The organism is Mycobacterium sp. KBS0706 (assembly GCF_005938675.2).
In the GTDB taxonomy this organism is placed as follows: domain Bacteria; phylum Pseudomonadota; class Alphaproteobacteria; order DSM-16000; family Inquilinaceae; genus Inquilinus.
The window spans coordinates 21,352-39,369 of sequence record NZ_VCCH02000079.1 but is presented as its reverse complement, the minus strand read 5'-3'; the positions used below and the strand labels follow the sequence as shown (position 1 = coordinate 39,369).

The 18,018-nt window shown below is 69.9% G+C and carries 19 protein-coding genes; 12 read left to right on the top strand and 7 right to left on the bottom strand.

The features are described from left to right. Window positions 1–76 precede the first annotated feature (76 nt). The gene (locus FFK22_RS31365; protein ID WP_138891746.1) at window positions 77–685 is read left to right on the top strand and encodes a hypothetical protein; all 609 of its coding nucleotides are present in this window, start codon (window positions 77–79) and stop codon (window positions 683–685) included. Window positions 686–864: 179 nt separating this feature from the next. Here the strand turns inward: FFK22_RS31365 and FFK22_RS31360 are convergent, their stop codons facing one another. After that, window positions 865–1,590: a GntR family transcriptional regulator gene (locus FFK22_RS31360; protein ID WP_138891747.1), complete on the bottom strand. Its 726-nt coding sequence runs from the start codon at window positions 1,588–1,590 to the stop codon at window positions 865–867. Between the two features lie 240 nt (window positions 1,591–1,830). Here FFK22_RS31360 and FFK22_RS31355 point away from each other — a divergent pair, with 240 nt between their 5' ends. From FFK22_RS31355 to FFK22_RS31335, 5 genes are all read left to right on the top strand, one after another. Further along, the gene (locus FFK22_RS31355) at window positions 1,831–2,856 is read left to right on the top strand and encodes an ABC transporter ATP-binding protein (protein ID WP_138891748.1); all 1,026 of its coding nucleotides are present in this window, start codon (window positions 1,831–1,833) and stop codon (window positions 2,854–2,856) included. Between the two features lie 12 nt (window positions 2,857–2,868). Continuing rightward, the gene (locus FFK22_RS31350) at window positions 2,869–4,161 is read left to right on the top strand and encodes a PotD/PotF family extracellular solute-binding protein (RefSeq protein WP_138891749.1); all 1,293 of its coding nucleotides are present in this window, start codon (window positions 2,869–2,871) and stop codon (window positions 4,159–4,161) included. Window positions 4,162–4,322: 161 nt separating this feature from the next. Beyond that, window positions 4,323–5,255 (top strand): ABC transporter permease, encoded by a 933-nt coding sequence (locus FFK22_RS31345; protein ID WP_138891750.1) that lies wholly within the window; start codon window positions 4,323–4,325, stop codon window positions 5,253–5,255. Between the two features lie 3 nt (window positions 5,256–5,258). Further along, on the top strand, window positions 5,259–6,161 hold the full coding sequence (locus FFK22_RS31340; protein ID WP_138891751.1) for an ABC transporter permease: 903 nt from the start codon (window positions 5,259–5,261) through the stop codon (window positions 6,159–6,161). A gap of 5 nt (window positions 6,162–6,166) precedes the next feature. Further along, window positions 6,167–6,925 carry an aspartate/glutamate racemase family protein gene (locus FFK22_RS31335; RefSeq protein ID WP_138891752.1) on the top strand — a complete coding sequence of 253 codons (759 nt, stop codon included), beginning with the start codon at window positions 6,167–6,169 and terminating at the stop codon, window positions 6,923–6,925. Here the strand turns inward: FFK22_RS31335 and FFK22_RS31330 are convergent. From FFK22_RS31330 to FFK22_RS31315, 4 genes are all read right to left on the bottom strand, one after another. After that, the gene (locus FFK22_RS31330) at window positions 6,865–7,554 is read right to left on the bottom strand and encodes a hypothetical protein (RefSeq protein WP_138891753.1); all 690 of its coding nucleotides are present in this window, start codon (window positions 7,552–7,554) and stop codon (window positions 6,865–6,867) included. The two genes, FFK22_RS31335 and FFK22_RS31330, sit on opposite strands and share 61 nt — an antisense overlap. Window positions 7,555–7,626: 72 nt before the next feature. Continuing rightward, complete coding sequence (locus FFK22_RS31325) at window positions 7,627–7,920, bottom strand: type II toxin-antitoxin system RelE/ParE family toxin (RefSeq protein WP_138891754.1); 294 nt, start codon at window positions 7,918–7,920, stop codon at window positions 7,627–7,629. Beyond that, window positions 7,910–8,155 (bottom strand): type II toxin-antitoxin system ParD family antitoxin, encoded by a 246-nt coding sequence (locus tag FFK22_RS31320; protein ID WP_221938992.1) that lies wholly within the window; start codon window positions 8,153–8,155, stop codon window positions 7,910–7,912. Before FFK22_RS31320 ends, FFK22_RS31325 begins: the two co-directional genes overlap by 11 nt. Window positions 8,156–8,248: 93 nt before the next feature. Then, complete coding sequence (locus FFK22_RS31315) at window positions 8,249–8,854, bottom strand: DUF1349 domain-containing protein (RefSeq protein ID WP_221938991.1); 606 nt, start codon at window positions 8,852–8,854, stop codon at window positions 8,249–8,251. A gap of 216 nt (window positions 8,855–9,070) precedes the next feature. On the opposite strand from FFK22_RS31315, the gene FFK22_RS31310 reads away from it, so the two are divergent. From FFK22_RS31310 to murA, 5 genes are all read left to right on the top strand, one after another. Continuing rightward, a complete protein-coding gene (locus FFK22_RS31310) occupies window positions 9,071–10,045 on the top strand; it encodes a tripartite tricarboxylate transporter substrate binding protein (protein ID WP_138891757.1) in 975 nt (324 codons plus the stop codon). 4 nt (window positions 10,046–10,049) lie between these two features. After that, entirely contained in the window at window positions 10,050–10,496 is a 447-nt protein-coding gene (locus FFK22_RS31305; RefSeq protein ID WP_138891758.1) for a tripartite tricarboxylate transporter TctB family protein, read from the top strand. Window positions 10,497–10,515: 19 nt separating this feature from the next. Further along, on the top strand, window positions 10,516–12,015 hold the full coding sequence (locus FFK22_RS31300) for a tripartite tricarboxylate transporter permease (protein WP_138891759.1): 1,500 nt from the start codon (window positions 10,516–10,518) through the stop codon (window positions 12,013–12,015). Window positions 12,016–12,076: 61 nt separating this feature from the next. Next, window positions 12,077–12,826, top strand: a complete 750-nt coding sequence (locus FFK22_RS31295) for a metallophosphoesterase (RefSeq protein ID WP_138891760.1) — start codon at window positions 12,077–12,079, stop codon at window positions 12,824–12,826. Between the two features lie 91 nt (window positions 12,827–12,917). Continuing rightward, window positions 12,918–14,249, top strand: coding sequence for a UDP-N-acetylglucosamine 1-carboxyvinyltransferase (murA, locus tag FFK22_RS31290; RefSeq protein WP_138891761.1), 1,332 nt, complete (start codon window positions 12,918–12,920; stop codon window positions 14,247–14,249). A gap of 5 nt (window positions 14,250–14,254) precedes the next feature. Here the strand turns inward: murA and FFK22_RS31285 are convergent, their stop codons facing one another. Both FFK22_RS31285 and FFK22_RS31280 read right to left on the bottom strand, forming a co-directional pair. Then, the gene (locus tag FFK22_RS31285; RefSeq protein ID WP_138891762.1) at window positions 14,255–15,649 is read right to left on the bottom strand and encodes an MmgE/PrpD family protein; all 1,395 of its coding nucleotides are present in this window, start codon (window positions 15,647–15,649) and stop codon (window positions 14,255–14,257) included. A gap of 5 nt (window positions 15,650–15,654) precedes the next feature. Next, window positions 15,655–16,407 (bottom strand): FCD domain-containing protein, encoded by a 753-nt coding sequence (locus tag FFK22_RS31280; protein WP_138891763.1) that lies wholly within the window; start codon window positions 16,405–16,407, stop codon window positions 15,655–15,657. A 154-nt stretch (window positions 16,408–16,561) separates the two neighbouring features. On the opposite strand from FFK22_RS31280, the gene FFK22_RS31275 reads away from it, so the two are divergent. Next, a complete protein-coding gene (locus FFK22_RS31275) occupies window positions 16,562–17,956 on the top strand; it encodes an MmgE/PrpD family protein (protein ID WP_138891764.1) in 1,395 nt (464 codons plus the stop codon). Window positions 17,957–18,018: the final 62 nt, after the last annotated feature.

Here is an 18,018-nt window from a genome sequence, read left to right as displayed (position 1 = left end):
ACCATCGGCACCCAAGCCCTTGCATTCGCGCGAAATAGGCGCACCATCCTGTGATGTGGCCAAGAAGGAGGCTGCGTTGGGAAACGCTCATCTGGAGAAGTGGCGGTCCCTGGTCGACGAGTTCCGGCAGAAGGCCGGGGAGCTCGAGCGGGAGGAGCGCGACAATTGCCTTGCGTGCACTGCGGCCGACCGGGCTAAGGTCGCCGAGGCGCAGCAGTTCATGGAGAGCAGCGGCATCGGCGAGGCGCTGTGCGCGCTGGTCTGGGACGCCCGCCGCTTCGCCGCCTGGTCATGCCACGCCAAGCCGGTCCCGCCGGACTTCACCGCTCTCGATATGGTCGTCGACCACATGAAGGACTTCGCCGTCGACTTCGCCTATCGCGGGCGGCGCTATGGCATCACCTTCAAGGAGCGGTCGCTGCATCCGGACCAGCGCGGGGACAGCCATGGCGAGGCCCATCTGTCGTCCGCGGGCGAGACGGTGTTCGGCGTGTCGATGGTGAACCGGGCGGGCGCCGCCTATGACGACTGGCACCCGATGGCGGTCGAGGCCTTCCGGCCGGGCGGCTGGATTGCCGACCTGCTCGAAATGCATCGCGAGCACAGGCGCGCCAAGGCGGCCTCCGAGGCCAAGGCGCGGGACCAGGTCACCAGCCGGCGCGCCGCGATGATCTCGCTGGAGTGAGGCGGCGCCACCCCCTCACCCTCCCGCCGCCTACGGCGTCGGGTCCCTCCCTCTCCCCGAGGAGAGGGAGTTCTTGTCTCTCCCTCGGGGAGAGGTCGACAGCGCATCGCGCTGGCGGGTGAGGGGGCGGCACCGGCCCATCCGTAGAGTCGAACGCATCTGGACAGGCGCCCGGACGGCTATCGCCCCCGCAGCACTGCCGCGAGGTCGACAGGCCCGGCTTCGGCCGGGGCGAGGTCGAGATCCTGCTCGATATGGGTCAGATGGGCCAGCATGGCGGCGCCGGCGCCGTCGGCATCGTGCCGGGCCAGGGCCTGCAGGATCGCCTCATGCTCGGTGTTGCCGCAGGCCGAGGCGCCGCTGCGGCCGTAGAGGGCGATGACCAGCGAGGCGCGCGACACCAGCTCGCGCAGGAACCGCTCCATCACCCGCTGCCGGGCGATCTCGGCGATGCCGAGATGGAACAGGCCGGAGAGCTGGATGGCGCGCGGCCGGTCGCCCCGGCGCAGCGCCTCGGCCTCCTCGGCCAGGTGCCGCTCCAGCCGCTCGATGTCGGCCGGCACGGTGCGCTCGGCGGCGCGGCGGGCGATCGCGGCCTCCAGCGTGCGGCGGGCCTCGAACACCTCGCGCGCTTCCTCGACCGTGGGCGCCGCAACGAAGGCGCCGCGGTTCTTCTCGATCACCACCATGTGCTGATGCGCCAGCGCCTGCAGGGCGGAGCGCACGATGGTGCGGCTGACGCCGAAGGCGGTGCCGATCTCGTCCTCCGACAGCTTGGTGCGCGGCGGCAGCCGGTGCTCGACGATTGCGTCCAGAATCGAGCGGTAGATCGCCGCCGACCGCGCGCCGCGGTCGGGGATGTCGCGGATTCCGGCCAGGGTGCCGACGGTCTCGATCGTGTCCATTCTTCCGCTCCGGCGCGGCGTGGCCGCGACTCGTCCGGCCCACCATCCCACGCAGATCGACGGGGCTCAAGATTGTATTCTTGTTGATCCAGAATTGTGCACAATCTTCGGCTCTTCCGTATGCATATGCCCAAAGCATAGGCGTTTGCCCGGCACCCGACGCTCTCCCGCGAGGTGGAATCGCGGCATCGGGCGCTTGGCACGGCGCTTGCACCTTCGTTGTCCCGAAAGGGAGAGCGGATGCGCGGCGCAGATCTCGAGCTGGTGAAGGTGACCAAGCGCTACGGCGGCACCGTCGCCGTGGACGGCATCGACCTGAAGATTCCGGCCGGCACCTATTGCTGCCTGCTGGGCCCCTCCGGCTGCGGCAAGACCTCGACCTTGCGCATGGTCGCGGGGCATGAGGCGGTGTCGGACGGCGACATCATCCTCGGCACGGCCAACGTCACCGACCGGCCGCCGGCCCGGCGCGGTACGGCGATGATGTTCCAGTCCTACGCCCTGTTCCCGCATCTCTCGGTCGCCGACAACGTCGCCTTCAGCCTGAAGATGCGCGGCGTGGCGAAGGCCGAGCGGCGGGCCAAGGCGGCGGAGCTGCTGGCCCTGGTGGCGATGGAAGCCTATGGCGAGCGCCTGCCGGCGCAGCTGTCGGGCGGGCAGCAGCAGCGCGTGGCGTTGGCCCGGGCGCTGATCACCCAGCCGCAGATCCTGCTGCTGGACGAGCCGCTCTCAGCCCTCGACCCCTTCCTGCGGATCAAGATGCGGGCCGAGCTGAAGCGGCTGCAGGCGGAGCTCGGCATCAGCTTCATCCACGTCACCCACAGCCAGGAGGAGGCGATGGCGCTGGCCGACCTGGCGGTGGTGATGAAGGGCGGCCGGATCGAGCAGGCGGGCCCGCCGCAGGATCTCTTCACCCGTCCGGCCACCGAATTCGTCGCCCGCTTCATCGGCGGCCACAATGTCGTCACCCTCGGCGGCCGTCTGGCGACGCTGCGCGCCGACCGGCTGCGGCTGTCCCGCCTGAACGGCGGCGGGCTGCCGCCCGGCCAGGTCGAGGCGGTGGTGCAGGGGGTCGAGTACCAGGGCGCCACCGTCCATGTCGCCTTCGGCTGCGACCTGGCGCCGGACATGCTGGCCTGGCTGCCCGAGGCCGACTTCTTCGCCGACCCGGTGGCGCCGGGCGACCGCGTCGCCGTCGCCTGGGCCGACCAGGACATCCATCCCCTCGACGCCGCGGGGCGCGGCGACCATCGCCCCCAACACTGACGGAGGCTCACCATGGCGGATACCCCGAACAAGATCCTGTGCGGCCTGTCCCGCCGCACCCTGCTGAAGACCACGGCGGCGACCGCCGGCGCGCTGGTCGGCAGCCGCGCCATCACCGGCTTCCCGGCGATCATCGCCGCCGAGCCGGTGACGCTGCGCTATCTCGGCACCGCGGTGAACCAGAGCGCCGACATCGCCCGGAAGGCGAAGGAGGATCTCGGCATCACCATCGAATACGTGCCGGTGACGACCGACGAGGTGACCAAGCGCATCGTCACCCAGCCGAACTCCTTCGATCTGGTCGACAGCGAATACTTCTCGCTGAAGAAGCTGCTGCCCTCCGGCAACCTGCAGGGCATGGACGCGAAGCGGATCAAGTACGTCGACCAGATCTCGACCGTGTTCACCAAGGGCGAGCTGAACGGCAAGAAAATCGGCGACCAGGGCACCGCGCCGAAGAAGGTGTTCTATCTGCCCGAGAAGAACGGCAAGACCTTCGCCGCCGAGCCGACCGAGTGGATCACCCTGATCCCGACCACCTACAACGCCGACACACTCGGCATCCGGCCCGATTTGATCGGCCGGCCGGTCGAGAGCTGGAAAGAGCTCCTGAACCCCGAGTTCAAGGGCAAGGCCTCGATCCTGAACATCCCGTCGATCGGCATCATGGACGCGGCCATGGTCGTGGAATCGGCCGGCCTCCACACCTATGCCGACAAGGGCAATATGACGAAGGAGGAGATCGACCTGACCATGAAGGTGCTGACCGAGGCCAAGCAGGCCGGCCAGTTCCGCGCCTTCTGGCAGGATTTCAACGAGAGCGTGAACCTGATGGCCTCGGGCGAGACGGTGATCCAGTCGATGTGGTCGCCGGCCGTGACCAAGGTGCGCTCGATGGGCATCGCCTGCACCTTCCAGCCGCTGAAGGAGGGCTACCGCGCCTGGGCCTCCGGCTTCGGCCTGCCGAAGACGCTGAAGGACAAGAAGCTCGACGCCGCCTACGACTTCATCAACTGGTTCCTGTCCGGCTGGGCCGGCGCCTATCTCAACCGCCAGGGCTACTATTCGGCGGTGCTGGAGACGGCCAAGGCTAATATGGAGCCGTACGAATGGGCCTATTGGATGGAGGGCAAGCCGGCGGCCCAGGACATCAAGGCGCCGGACGGCACGGTGATGGAGAAGGCCGGCGCGGTGCGCGACGGCGGCTCCTACGGCCAGCGCATGGGCGGCGTCGCCTGCTGGAACGCGGTGATGGATGAGAACGACTATATGATCCGCAAGTGGAACGCCTTCATCGCCGCGTAGAGCGCTGAGCGCCACCGTGACCACCCCCTCACCCGAAATCGCTGCGCGATTTCGACCTCTCCCCGGAGGAGAGGTGATTCCCTCGCCTCGGGGAGAGGGAGGGGCCCGGCCGTAGGCCGGGAGGGTGAGGGGGCTCGCCGCCGTATGATCCGAGAGGCAGCATGACCGCCATCCCCGCGGAAGACGCACCCGCCCGCTCCGCCGCGGCGCCCCGGACCCAATCTTCCGGGCGGCTGCCGGCGTTCCTGCAGGCGGCGCCGATGATGCTGGTGTTCCTGCTGTTCTTCGTGCTGCCGCTGGCGGTCACGGTGGTGGTCAGCTTCTGGGACTACACCGAATACTCGATCGTGCCGGACTTCACGCTGCGCAACTATGTCGAGGCGTTCGACGGCTGCCTGACCTCGCTCCCCGACCTGTGCACCACCTTCAAGACCTATCTCTCGACCTTGAAAATCGGGGCGACGGTCTGGGCCATCACCCTCGGCCTCGGCTTCACCATCGCCTATTTCCTGGTGTTCCATGTCCGCAGCACGGCGATGCAGATCGTGCTGTGCCTGCTCTGCACCATCCCGTTCTGGACCTCGAACGTGATCCGGATGATCTCCTGGATCCCGCTGCTCGGCCGCAACGGGCTGGTCAACCAGGGGCTGCTCGGCCTCGGCGTGATCGACCGGCCGATCGACGGGCTGCTCTACTCCGAATTCTCGGTGGTGCTGGCCTTCGTCCACCTGTTCACCGTGTTCATGATCGTACCGATCCTGAACTCGATGCTGCGCATCGACCGGTCGCTGATCGAGGCCGCGACCGATGCCGGCGCCAGCGGCTGGCAGATCCTGTGGAATGTGATCGTGCCGCTGTGCAAGCCGGGCATCGTCATCGGCTCGATCTTCGTCGTCACCATCGTGATGGGCGACTTCGTCACCGTCGGCGTCATGGGCGGGCAGCAGATCGCCTCGGTCGGCAAGGTGATCCAGGTCCAGCTCAGCTACCTGCAGTTCCCGGCCGCGGCGGCCAACGCCGTGATCCTGCTGGCCGTGGTGATCATGATCATCGTCGCCCTGACCCGGCTGGTCGACATCCGGAAGGAACTCTGAGCGATGCGCGAAGGCCGTCCTCTCTCCTTCTACGTCCTGGCCGCCGTGTTCGCCCTGTTCGTGCTGTTCCTCTACGGCCCGACGCTGACCATCTTCGTGCTGTCCTTCCAGGGGCCGCAGGGCGGGCTGACCTTCCCGATGAATGGCGTCTCGACCTTCTGGTTCGAGAAGCTGTGGGCCGGCATGGGCGTGGTCGACATCGGTGCCGCCTTCTGGCGCTCGCTCAAGCTCGGCCTGGTCGTGATGGTGCTGACCATGGCCTTCTCGGTGCTGGCGGGCCTGGCCTTCCGCCGCCGATTCCCGGGCCAGTCGGCGCTGTTCTACACCGCGATCGCCAGCCTGATCATGCCGTCGATCGTGGTCTCGCTCGGCATCGCGCTCGAATTCCGCCTGCTCGACGAGGCGATCAAAGCCTTTGGCGAAAGCTGGGACATCGCCTGGATCAACGACGAATTCACCACGGCGATGGGCCTGTTCCGCTCCGGCCTCGGCGCGCATCTGACCTGGACCATGCCCTTCGGACTCTTGATCATGTTCGCGGTCTTCAATCGCTTCGACCGCCGCTACGAGGAGGCGGCGCGGGATCTCGGCGCCTCGTCCTGGCAGAGCTTCCGCCATGTCGTGCTGCCGATCATCGGCGCCAGCGTGGTCGGGGTCGGCCTGTTCGGCTTCACTTTGTCCTGGGACGAGATCGCCCGGTCGTCCCAGGCGATCGGCGAGCAGAACACGCTGCCGCTGGAGTTGCAGGGCCTGACCACCACGGTGACGACGCCGGAGATCTACGCTCTCGGCACGGTGACCACGGCGGTGTCGCTGGCGGTGGTGCTGACCGCGCTCGCCCTGATGGCGGTGCTGCGCCGCCGCCGCACCCGCCACGGCACCGACGCCGGGAAGGGGCTGGTGTGACCGGCATGGAGATCCTCGTCGTCAACCCGAACACCACGGCGGGCATGACCGCCAAGATCGGCGTCGCCGCCGCGGCCGTCGCGGCGCCGGGCACATGGGTCACCGCGGTGAATCCGGAGATGGGCCCGGCCTCGATCGAGGGCTGGGTCGACGGCGCCCTGGCGGTGCCAGGCCTGCTGCAGGAGATCGCCCGCGGCGAGGCGCGGGGCGTCGCCGGCCATGTCATCGCCTGCTTCGACGACACCGGGCTGGACGCCGCCCGCAGCCTGGCAAAGGCGCCGGTGGTCGGCATCGGCGAGGCCGGCTTCCATGTCGCCGCTCTTCTGGCCGGCCGCTTCTCGGTGGTGACGACGCTGGCGTGCTCGATCCCTGTGATCGAGGCGAACCTCCAGCGCTATGGCCTGGCCGCCCGCTGCGCCCGGGTGCGGGCGGCGGAGATCCCGGTCCTGGACCTAGAGCGCCCGGACTCGGATGCCGAGCAGCGGATCTCGTCCGAGATCGCCGCGGCGCTGCAGGCCGACCGGGCCGAGGCGATCGTGCTGGGCTGCGCCGGCATGGCCGACCTGGTCGCACGGCTCTCGGCGCGGCACGGCGTGCCGGTGGTCGACGGTGTCGCCGCCGCGGTCACCCTGGTCGAAGGCCTGGCCCGGCTCGGCCTGCGCACCGCCAAGATCGGCGGCTACGCCCCGCCGCGGCCGAAGCCCTATGCGGGCGTGTTGGCGTCCTTCGCGCCGGCCACGTCGGGAAACACCTCGATGACGTAGCGGCTCAGCTTGTGCCGCCTGGGCAGCCCCATGACGTGGAACGCGACCTCATAGGCGGCCTCCCAGGCCTCAGGAGTCTCCGGCCCGTCCATCTCGGCGTCGTTGAGGAAGTTCACCAGGACGAGATAGGCGGGTTGGTCCTGGTCTCTCAAGAACTGGAGGTGCGCCAGCCGGTTGGCCAACTGGTAGAAGAAGTCGGTCCAGGCCGCGCCGTTGCTTCGGACGCCGAGCGTCCCGGCGACCTCCTTCAACCGAGCCGTGATCCGTTCCTTGGAGGCCGTGGCCGCGGCCGTGCCGGGGGAGCACATCTCGGCGACATGCGACTTGGCCTCGACGAGAAGCAGTTGCCCGGTATCGGTTCGGCCGAGTGCATCCCATTGCGGGCCGCGGCTCGGCCAGAAGTCGCGCAGTTCCGCGGCGAGATGGCCGATGTCCAATCGGTTGAGAAAGTCCTCGTCCCGATACTCCGCATAATCGTCCGTGACGAGAGGGGATCGCCACTCGATCGACCGGGCTCTCGGGATCCTGGCCAAAATCGGATCGTCGAGACCGGGCCAGCGCTCTCCGACCGCCCGCTGAATCCACTTCAGGCTCCCCTTCGAGCCAGGCTTCTGCACGGTGCGCGACACGCAACACTCCTCTGAGTGATCCGCGGATTGCTTGGATAACCGGTCCTCACCGGTCGACCTTCTCACGGCGGCTCACAAGTGCCGCCGCACATCCATCCGCCCATGCAGAACCCGCACAACGACGATCCCGACATCGACCTCCCGGAAATAGACGATATGCGCCCCGACGGCGTATTTCAGATAGCCGGGATGCACATCAACCTTCCGCCCGAGCTTCCGGCCCGACGCCAGCCCCTCCAACGCCGCAACGAGATCACGGTGGTAGCTATCCGCCTGCTCGATTGACCAGTTGCGAAGCGTGTAGAGCCAGATTTCCTCCAGATCAGCTTCCGCCAGCGGCGTGAGCCGATAGAGCTTACCGCGCATGCGTTGCCCGCATCCGGGCCAGAAACGCCTCGCTATCGAAGGGCTGCGGTTCGCCTGACGCCTCGCCCGCGATAAGCGCGTCCTGCAACGCCTTCACCTTCGCTTCATGCTCTTCCAGAAGGCGCAGCCCGGCGCGGACAACATCGCTGGCCGAGCCGTACCGGCCGCTTTGCACCTGAGCGTCAATGAAGGTGGCGAAGTGATCGCCGAGCGAGATCGATGTGTTCCGCGCCACCAGGGGAACTCCCTAAAGTCGGTACCAATAACTACCATAAAACAATATCCTGAGCGTGTCCTGCCTCTCCTCTCCGCCTGTGTTGGCGCCCGTCTATCGCCGCGTGATCCGCAGATGGGCGAACTGTGCCTCGTAGCCGGCGGCCTTCGGACTGCAGGCGTAGAGGCCGGCCAGGACCGGGCCGGTGCCGTCATCGGCGTGCAGCCGGGCGATGCGCAGCTGCACCCAGCGATCCTCGCCCTCCGGCGCCGCCTCGACGATGTAGTCGGCGCCGGTGCGGCGGATTCGGAAGCCGATCGCGCCGCCCGGCCGGGTCGGCACGTCCTGGGTCGACCAGTCGGACCAGCCGGCATTGGTGACCACGGCGCCGAGGCGGCTGTGCGCTGCCGTCTCGAACTCGACCGAGGTCTTGATCCAGCTTTCGGGCGACAGCCGCACGATCAGCCCGGCCTGGTCGTACTGGTGCACGGGATTGCCGCGCACCGCCGTCTCCATCACGAAGTCGCCGGCCACCGGCAGCGCCAGCACATGGCCGTTGTCGACCCGGAAGCCGTAATGCGTGCCTTGCCAGAAATCGGTCCCGGCGGCGGTGCGCAGCCGCAGGCCCTCCGGCCCGATCGACCAATCCGGCGGCGGATTGGTCCAGGCCAGGCGCGGGTCGAGGGCAGGGGATAGGAAGCTCTCGTCCAGGATGTCCACCGCGTCTCTCTCCCCTTGTCCGTTTGCCGCCATCAGACGCGAGCCCGGCCGGGCGGGCAAGCGCCGTCATTCCGTGACGGGACTCCGGATCGATGCGCATCGCGCATCGATCCATGCCGCATTAGACCTGGAGTAGGATCGGTGTCCTCCGTACCGTCCGCATAAGCCCGCTGCAAGACGAGCGACCGAGACGATTCATCAGGGGGAGGACCAATCATGATCACCAGACGCAGCGCGCTCGCGCTCGCCGCCGGTTTCGCGATGCTCGGAGCCGCCGGCTCGGCATCCGCACAGAATTTCGAACGCACCGTCCGCATCATCGTCCCCTACGCGCCGGGCGGCACCTCCGACACGCTGGCGCGGATCATCGCGCCGCAGCTGTCCCAGGCGATCGGCCAGACCGTGGTGGTCGAGAACAAGCCGGGCGCCGCCGGCAATATCGGCGCCGACGCCGTGGCCAAGGCCGACCCGGACGGGCACACGCTGCTGCTGGCCGATGTCGGCTCGATCGCCACCGCGCCGGGCCTGTTCAGCGACCTGTCCTACGATCCGCTGAAGGATCTGGCGCCGGTCGGCATGATCATGTTCGTGCCCTATGTGCTGGCGGTGAACAAGGACCTGCCGGTCAACACGGCGGCCGAGCTGGTCGACTATGCCAAGGCCAATCCGGGCAAGCTGGCGGTAGCCAATTCCGGCATCGGCGGGGTCAACCACATCACCGCCGTCGCCATGGCCAAGGATCTCGGCATCCAGTGGAAGACCGTGCCCTATCGCGGCGGCTCGGCGGCCACCCAGGCCGTGGTGTCGGGCGAGAGCAAGGTCATCATCAACGGCGCCACCGCGACCCTGCCCTTCGTCGCCAACGGCCAGCTCCGTGGCATCGCGGTGACCGGCCAGGCCCGCATCGCCAGCGCGCCGGACCTCCCGACCTTCACCGAGGCCAAGCTGCCCTCCGCCGATGTCGGGTCCTGGCAGGGCCTGCTGACCACCGCCGGCTCGCCGCCGGCCCTGGTCGAGAAGCTGAACACGGCGCTCGGCGAGATCCTGAAGCAGCCGGAGGTGGCGGAGCGGATCGCCCAGCAGGGCGGCCGGGTGGTCGCCGGCCCGCCGGCGGAGCTCGGCTCCTGGCTCGCCACCAACACCGAGGCCTGGGGCAAGGTGATCGCCGACGCCGGCATCAAGGGCGAGTGACGGGGTGACGCGCATCAACTGGCCGGACCTGCTGTTCGGCCTCTTCCTCTGCGTGGTGGCGGCCGTCGTCCTGGTCGCCACCCGCAAGCTCAGCTTCGGCAGCCCGGCCGATATGGGGCCGGGCTTCATGCCGCGGGTGCTGTCGATCGGCGCCGCCGGCTTCGGCCTCGTCTTCGCCCTGCGCAGCCTGGCGATCGGCGGCGAAGGAGTCGAGGTGCCGAAGCTGCGGCCGATCCTCGGCATCCTCGCCGCCGTCGCCGTCTTCGCCCTGCTCGCCGCCAAGGCCGGGCTGGCCATCGCCGCCTTCGCCACCGTGGTCGTCGCCGGCCTCGCCAGCCGGGAGACGCGGCTGCGCGAGACCGTCGTCTTCGCCGTCGGGCTCAGCGCCGCCGCGGTGATCTTGTTCGTGCTGCTGCTGGACCTGCCGGTGCCGGTCTGGCCGCGCTTCTAGGCCGTATTCCAGGGACGCCATGGACCTGTTCGACAACCTGCTGCTCGGCCTGACCACGGCGCTGCAGTGGCAGAACCTGCTGTACTGCCTGTTCGGCGTGCTGATCGGCACCGCGATCGGCGTGCTGCCCGGCATCGGGCCGATCCCGACCGTGGCGCTGCTGCTGCCCTTTACCTTCGGGCTGGATCCCTCCTCGGCCTTCATCATGCTCGCCGGCATCTTCTACGGCGCGCAGTACGGCGGCTCGACCACGGCGATCCTGGTCAACGTGCCGGGAGAGACGTCATCGGTCGTCACCTGCCTCGACGGCCACCAGATGGCGCGCCAGGGCAAGGCCGGGCTGGCGCTGGCCATCGCCGCCATCTCCTCCTTCTTCGCCGGCTCGGTGGCGACGGTGGTGATCGCGCTGCTGGCCCTGCCGCTCGCGGCGCTGGCGCTGCAGTTCACCGCGGTCGAGTATTTCAGCCTGCTGGTGCTCGGCCTGATCGCGGCGGTGATCCTGGCGCATGGCTCGGTGGCCAAGGCTCTGGCGATGGTGGTGGTCGGCCTCCTGCTCGGTATCGTCGGCATCGACGTCTCCTCCGGCGCCTCGCGCCTGACCTTCGGCATTCCGGAGCTCGGCGACGGGCTCGACTTCGTGCCGATCGCCATGGGGCTGTTCGGCCTCGGCGAGATCATGGCCAATCTCGACCGGCCGCAGCCGCGCCAGCTGGTCAGCAGCAGGGTGCGCGACCTGATGCCCCGCTGGGCCGAGCTGCGCCAAGCCTTCCCGGCGATGGTCCGCGGCACCGCCATCGGCTCGTTCCTCGGCGTGCTGCCCGGGGGCGGGGCGGCGCTGCCGCCCTTCACCGCCTATGCCATGGAGAAGAAGCTGGCCCGGGACCCGAGCCGCTTCGGCAAGGGCGCGATCGAGGGCGTGGCCGGGCCCGAGGCGGCGAACAACGCCGGGGCGCAGACCAGCTTCATCCCGCTGCTGACGCTCGGCATCCCCTCCAACGCCCTGATGGCGCTGATGATCGGGGCGCTGATGATGCACGGCATCCAGCCCGGGCCGCAGATCATGACCGAGCAGCCGCAGCTGGTCTGGGGCGTGGTCGCCAGCATGTGGGTCGGCAACCTGATGCTGCTGGTGATCAACCTGCCGATGATCGGGATCTGGATCTCGATGCTGAAGATCCCTTACCGGCTGATGTTCCCGGCCATCGTGCTGTTCTGCTGCATCGGCACCTACGGCATCGCCAACAGCATGTTCAATGTCTGGCTGATGCTGGGCTTCGCATTGGTCGGCTACTTCTTCGTCAAGGTGAAGGCCGAGCCGGCACCGCTGCTGCTCGGCCTGGTGCTGGGGCCGCAGCTGGAGGAGAACTTCCGCCGCGCCATGCTGCTGTCCGACGGCGACTTCACCGTGTTCCTGACCCATCCGATCAGCGCGGTGCTGCTGGCGGTGGTGGCGATCCTGCTGCTGGCGATGCTGGTGCCGGCGATCACGCGCAAGCGCGAGCAGGCGCTGGCGGAGTAGGCTTCCCTTCGACGGGCCGGGGCGGCATCGTGGCCGTCCCGCCTCTCGCCGAAGGTTCCGCGTGCGCCTCGCTGTCCTCGCCGATATCCATGGCAATCTCCCGGCCCTGGAGGCAGTGCTGGCCGATCTCGGCCGCCGCGGCGCCGATGGCATCGTCCATCTCGGCGACTGCGTCTCCGGCCCGCTGTGGCCGCGCGAGACGCTGGACCTGCTGGTCGCGAAGGGCTGGCCGACCGTGCGCGGCAACCATGACCGCTGGGTCTGGGAGGACCGCGACGAGCCGCTGACCACCTCCGACGGCTATGCCCGCCACGCGCTCGACGCCGCCGGCCGGGCCTGGCTCGGCGCCCTGCCGATGCAGCTGGAGCTGCCGGGCGGCATCACCGCCTTCCATGCCAGGCCGGACGATGACAACGCCTATCTGCTGGAGGATATCGAGGCCGGCCGGCTGGTGCGGGCCCCGGCCGACGCCATCGCCGCGCGGCTGGCTGGTGTCTCCGCTCGGGTCGTGCTGTGCGGCCATAGCCACCTGCCATGGCTGCTGCGCCTGCCGGACGGGCGCTGGATCCTCAACCCCGGCAGCATCGGCGCCCCGGCCTATGACGATCCGACGCCGCCGGCCCATGTCTCCGAATCGGGATCGCCCGCCGCCCGCTACGCCATGCTGGAGCTGGACGGCGACAAGGTCGCGGCCGAGTTGATCGCCATCCCCTACGATCACGACCGCGCCGTCCGCCGGGCGGCGGAGAACGGCCGTCCCGACTGGGCGCACCAGCTGGCAACCGGCTTCTCCCGACCTTCCGGATCCTGACTCGTTCCGGTTCCGGCTGGACCACCGCATACCCGGTCGTGCTATCCCGGCGATGACGATGTCCTGATCAAGGTTGCGGAGCCGGGTGCCCATGTCGCGTGCAAATGTCGTGTCCTTCCGCCGGGCCGCCCCGTGGTGGACCGCCTCCGCGGCCGGCCGGCTGGAGATCGACGGCGGCGTGCCCCTCAGGGGCGAGATCGCCGTCGCCGGCGCCAAGAACGCGGCGCTGCCGCTGATGGTCTGCGCCGCCCTGACCGACGAGCGGCTGACGCTGCGCAACCTGCCGCGCATCCTCGACGTCGCCATCCTGGCCGGCATCCTGGCGGAGCTCGGCTGCGAGGTGTCGTGGGACGAGGGCGGCCCGGCCCTGGCCGGCACCATGGGCGGCGCCGGCTTCGGCACCGGCCGGGTCGATTCGGCGCTGGTCGCCCGCATGCGCGCCTCGTTCCTGATCGCCGGCGCGGCGCTGGCCCGGCTGGGCCGGATCGCCTTGCCGCTGCCGGGCGGCGACGCCATCGGCCTCAGGCCGGTCGACTTCCACCTCGCCGGCTTCCGCCAGATGGGGGCGACCGCCGAGATCGAGGGCGGCGAGGTGGTGCTGAGCGCGCCGGGCGGGCTGCGCGGCGCCGCCATCGTGCTGCCCTTCCCCTCGGTCGGCGCCACCCAGAACCTGATGCTGGCGGCGACGCTGGCGAAGGGCGAGACCAGCATCACCAATGCCGCGCGGGAGCCGGAGGTCACCGACCTCGCCCGCTGCCTGGCGGCGATGGGCGCCCGCATCGACGGCATCGGCACCGACACGCTGCACATCACCGGCGTCGACCGGCTGCACGGCGCCACCTATGACGTGCTGCCGGACCGGATCGAGCTCGGCACCCTGGTCTGCGCCGCTGCGGCCACCGGCGGCGAGCTGCGCCTGGCCGGCGCCTCCACCGAACTCTTGAGCGCCGCCCTGCCGGTGTTCGAGGATGCGGGGATCGAGATCGAATCGGCCGGCGGCGTGGTCACCGCCCGGCGCGGCGCCGGCGGGCTGGTCGGCGTCGACATCATGACCCAGCCCTATCCCGGCTTCGCCACCGACCTGCAGCCCCAGGCCATGGCGCTCCTGTCCTGCGCCGAGGGCGCGGCGATGGCCACCGAGACCCTGTTCGAGAACCGTTTCCGCCATGTGCCGGAGCTGCAGCGCATGGGCGCCAACATCCGGGTGGTGCGCAACCACGCCGTGATCCGCGGCGTGCCGGCGCTGCACGGGGCGGAGGTGACGGCGACCGACATCCGCGCCGGCGCCGGCCTGCTGATCGCGGCGCTGGGCGCCCGGGGCACCAGCACGCTGCACGGGGTCGAGCATGTCGACCGCGGCTACGACAACCTGGTCGAACGGCTGCGCCGCTGCGGCGCCCGGATCCGGCGGGTGGACCTGTAGCCGGGCTAGCTCTCGCGCCGGAACGCGGCCAGCCCCGACAGGTTGGCGGCGCCGAAGGCGTCGCGGCACCAGCGCCGGGCGGCCTCGGCCAGGTCGTCGTCCCAGCCGCCATAGCGCAGATTGTCCAGCGCCTTGGCCTCCAACTCGGCGTCGCTCAGCGGCTCGCGGGCGCCGCCGCGCAGATGCGGCTGGCGGATCTCCACCACCCGCCCGTCGGCCAGCGTGGCGGCGAGATGGCCGGTGAAGTTTCGCGGATACTCGTCCGCCGGGTCGATGCGGTAGCGGATCCTGGCGGCCAGGGCCAGCACCTGCGGGTCGTGGATGCGGGCCTCGGTGAACTGGCCGAAGCCGGCGCGCCCGTCGAAGAAGCCGACCGCCATGCAGAAGGGCGTGCTGAACTTGGCGGCATAGGGCGTAGGCGGCCGGTGCTTCACCGTCAGATCCTCCCACAGCCGGTGCACCGTGCCCTCGCCGACATTGCAGGTGATCGAGAGGATCTCCTCGGCCCGCACGCCCTGCTGCGCCAGCCGGATGGCGCAGTCGATGAAGGGCTGGGTCATGGTCCCGCAGGCATAGGGCTTGAAGGCGATGCCGGCCATCGCCCAGTCCCGGCCCAGCCCGTCCAGCAGCGGCGCAAAGTCCGGTGGACGCGACGGCGCGAAAGCCTTGTAGAAGCCGTGCCCCCCCTCCAGCACCGTGCGCGGGCCGGCGAAGCCGCCGCGGGCCGTCAGCGCCGCGCGCAGGCCGGACTGGGCGGCCCAGCCGGCATGCATGCGCTTGGTCGAGGTGCCCTCGGCCAGGTATTCGATGATGCCGGCGGCCATGCTGCCGGCGATGCCCAGTGCCGACGCCGCCTGGTCGGGCGGCAGCTCCAGGCTGGCCGCGACCGCCCCGGCGGCGGCCAGTGCGCCCAGCACCGCGGTCGGGTGGAAGCCGGCGCCATGGATGGCCTTGGGCGCCACCAGCGCCAGCCGGCACATCAGCTCCGCCCCCACCGCGATGCCGCGCAGCAGCGCCTCGCCGCCGAGCTGCTCGCGCTCGCAGGCGGCCAGCACCGCCGGCACGATCACCGCGCCGGAATGGACCGGGCCGCCCTCGAAGGTGTCGTCGTAATCCTCGCCATGGGCGGCGGTGCCGTTGACCAGCGCCGCGTCGAAGGCGGTCAGCGGCCGGGCATGGCCCAGCGCGGTGCAGGCGCCGATGCCGTCGGTCGCCAGCAGCGTGGCGGCGATATAGTCCTCGCGCCGGCCGGCGACGCACAGCCCGGCGACGTCCAGCAGCAGCCGGCGAGCGGTGGCCACCGCCTCGTCGGGCAAGGCGCGCGCCTCGGTGCCGGCGATCCAGCGGCCGAGCTGCTCCGCGACCGCATGGCCGGCGGCGGGCAGGGCGATGGTGGTCATGGGGTCTATGCCTTCCGGGCAGCGGGGCGGCGTCGCGGCGCCGGGCCGGCGACGATGGCGGGATCATGGTCGGGATCGGCCGGGTCATGGGCCCGGGCCAGGATGTTGCGGGCGTAGCCGCCCTCGACATGGGCGCGCATGGCGGCGCCGGCCGCCTGCGGGTCGCCGGTTTGCAGCGCCTCCAGGATCTGGCGGTGCTCGGCATGCGAGGCAGCGCTGCTGCCGGCGGTGGCGAAGCTGCGCCGCCGCACCAGATGCATCCGGTTCACCACCTGGCGGTACATCTCCAGCAGCGTGGCGTTGCCGGTCATCTCCACCAGCCGGTCGTGGAAGGCGATGTTGAGCGGGAAGTAGCCGTTCACGCCATCGCGGATCGACGCGCTCTCCAGCGCCGCCAGCAGCTGCTTCAGCTCCAGGATCCCGGCCTCGCCGATCTTCGGCGCCAGCAGGCGGCCGGCCATCTCGTCCAGCGTGGCGCGCAGGGCGTACAGCTCCGCCACCTGGGTGTCCGAAAGCTCGCGCAGGAAGACGCCGCGGTTCTTCTCCAGCCGCACCAGCCCCGCCTCCTGCAGCGCCCGCAGCGCCTCGCGCACCGGGGCGCGGCTGACCTGCAAATGCTGCGACAGCTCCAGCTCGTTCAGGCGCGAGCCGGCGGCGATCTCCCCGGACTTGATGCGGCGCAGGATCTCCTCCTGCACCAGGCCGGACAGGGTGAGGGAGCGCAGCAGCTCCAGCGGGGAGGCGAGGGGCGATGTCATGGGTGCACCGTAGATCACCCGACCGGATTTGGGAATGCATATTGCCGATTGCAACATTGTCGACAATATGTAATTCAGAGGGCCGCTTCCAGAGACCCTTCGGCGGCACGATCCGCGCCGGCCCCAAGCGACCCAGAGACGAGAGAGACCGAGCATGAGCACCGCCACGGCCGTGGACCACGGCCCGTCATCCGCCTCCGTCGAGCTGCCGCCGCCGGTGACACGCCTGCTGGCGCAGCATCTCGTCACCGCCCGCTACGAGGATCTGCCGGCGGATGTCCGGCATGAGGGGCTGCGGACCTTCCTGAACTGGCTCGGCTGCGCCGTCGGCTCCGCCCGGCACGAGGCGGTGTCGATCGCGATCGATGCGCTGGGGCCGTTCAGCGGGCCGCCCCAGGCGGGCATCCTCGGCCGGAGCGAGCGGATGGACGTGCTGCACGCGGCGTTGATTAACGGCATCAGCTCGCATGTCTTCGACTTCGACGACACCCATCTGAAGACGGTGATCCACCCGGCCGGGCCGGTGGCCTCGGCGATCCTGGCGCTGGCCGAGCTGCAGCCGGTCAGCGGCCGCGACTTCCTCAATGCCCTGGTGCTCGGCGTCGACGTCGAATGCCGCATCGGCAACGCCGTCTATCCCGACCACTACCATGTCGGCTGGCACATCACCGGCACCGCCGGCGTGTTCGGCGCGGCCGCGGCGGCCGGCAAGCTGTTGGGCCTCGACGAGCAGCGCATGGTCTGGGCGCTCGGCCTCGCCGCGACCCAGCCGGTCGGCCTGCGCGAGATGTTCGGCACCATGAGCAAGAGCTTCCATCCCGGCCGGGCGGCGCAGAACGGCCTGACCGCGGCGCTCTTGGCCCAGCGCGGCTACACCAGCTCGGAGCAGGGGATCGAGGCCAAGCGCGGCTGGGCCAACGTCACCAGCACGCATCGGAACTATGACGAGATCACGGGTGAGCTCGGGACGCGCAACGAGATCCTGCTGAACAGCTACAAGCCCTTCGCCTGCGGCATCGTCATCCATCCGGCGATCGACGGCTGCGTGCAGCTGCGCAACGAGCACGGGCTGCTGTCGACGGATATCGGCCGCATCGCGCTGAGGGTCCATCCGCTGGTGCTGGAGCTGACCGGCAAGAAGACGCCGAAGACCGGGCTGGACGGCAAGTTCAGCGTCTACCACTCGGCGGCCGTCGCCATCATCGACGGCCGGGCGGGTGAGCCGCAATACAGCGACGAGCGGGTGCGGGACCCGCGGGTCGTGGCCCTCCGCGACCGGGTGACGGCGGCGATCGACCCGGCGATGCCGGCCGACGCCGTCGCGGTCACGGTGACGCTGAAGGACGGGCGGGTGCTGCAGAAGCGGGTCGACCACGCCATCGGCAGCGTCGCCCGGCCGATGACCGACCGCGACCTCGACGCGAAGTTCGCCGACTTGGTGCAGCCGGTGCATGGCGATGCCGGCGCTGCCGAGCTGCTCCGGGCGTGCTGGGACCTCGAATCCGTCGCCGATGCCGGCGACATCGCCCGGATGGCCCAGACGGCCTGATCCCTTGTCGGCGCCGGGCTGCTCCGGCGCCGCCACCCCGTCATGCCGGCCAAGACCAAGAC

Bases quoted from the DNA above. Each gene is read 5' to 3' on its own strand.
- FFK22_RS31360 (WP_138891747.1), bottom strand. From the start codon at position 1,590: ATGGACACGATCGAGACCGTCGGCACCCTGGCCGGAATCCGCGACATC.
- FFK22_RS31355 (WP_138891748.1), top strand. From the start codon at position 1,831: ATGCGCGGCGCAGATCTCGAGCTGGTGAAGGTGACCAAGCGCTACGGC.
- FFK22_RS31350 (WP_138891749.1), top strand. From the start codon at position 2,869: ATGGCGGATACCCCGAACAAGATCCTGTGCGGCCTGTCCCGCCGCACC.
- FFK22_RS31345 (WP_138891750.1), top strand. From the start codon at position 4,323: ATGACCGCCATCCCCGCGGAAGACGCACCCGCCCGCTCCGCCGCGGCG.
- FFK22_RS31340 (WP_138891751.1), top strand. From the start codon at position 5,259: ATGCGCGAAGGCCGTCCTCTCTCCTTCTACGTCCTGGCCGCCGTGTTC.
- FFK22_RS31335 (WP_138891752.1), top strand. From the start codon at position 6,167: ATGGAGATCCTCGTCGTCAACCCGAACACCACGGCGGGCATGACCGCC.
- FFK22_RS31325 (WP_138891754.1), bottom strand. From the start codon at position 7,920: ATGCGCGGTAAGCTCTATCGGCTCACGCCGCTGGCGGAAGCTGATCTG.
- FFK22_RS31310 (WP_138891757.1), top strand. From the start codon at position 9,071: ATGATCACCAGACGCAGCGCGCTCGCGCTCGCCGCCGGTTTCGCGATG.
- FFK22_RS31300 (WP_138891759.1), top strand. From the start codon at position 10,516: ATGGACCTGTTCGACAACCTGCTGCTCGGCCTGACCACGGCGCTGCAG.
- murA (WP_138891761.1), top strand. From the start codon at position 12,918: ATGTCGCGTGCAAATGTCGTGTCCTTCCGCCGGGCCGCCCCGTGGTGG.
- FFK22_RS31285 (WP_138891762.1), bottom strand. From the start codon at position 15,649: ATGACCACCATCGCCCTGCCCGCCGCCGGCCATGCGGTCGCGGAGCAG.
- FFK22_RS31280 (WP_138891763.1), bottom strand. From the start codon at position 16,407: ATGACATCGCCCCTCGCCTCCCCGCTGGAGCTGCTGCGCTCCCTCACC.
- FFK22_RS31275 (WP_138891764.1), top strand. From the start codon at position 16,562: ATGAGCACCGCCACGGCCGTGGACCACGGCCCGTCATCCGCCTCCGTC.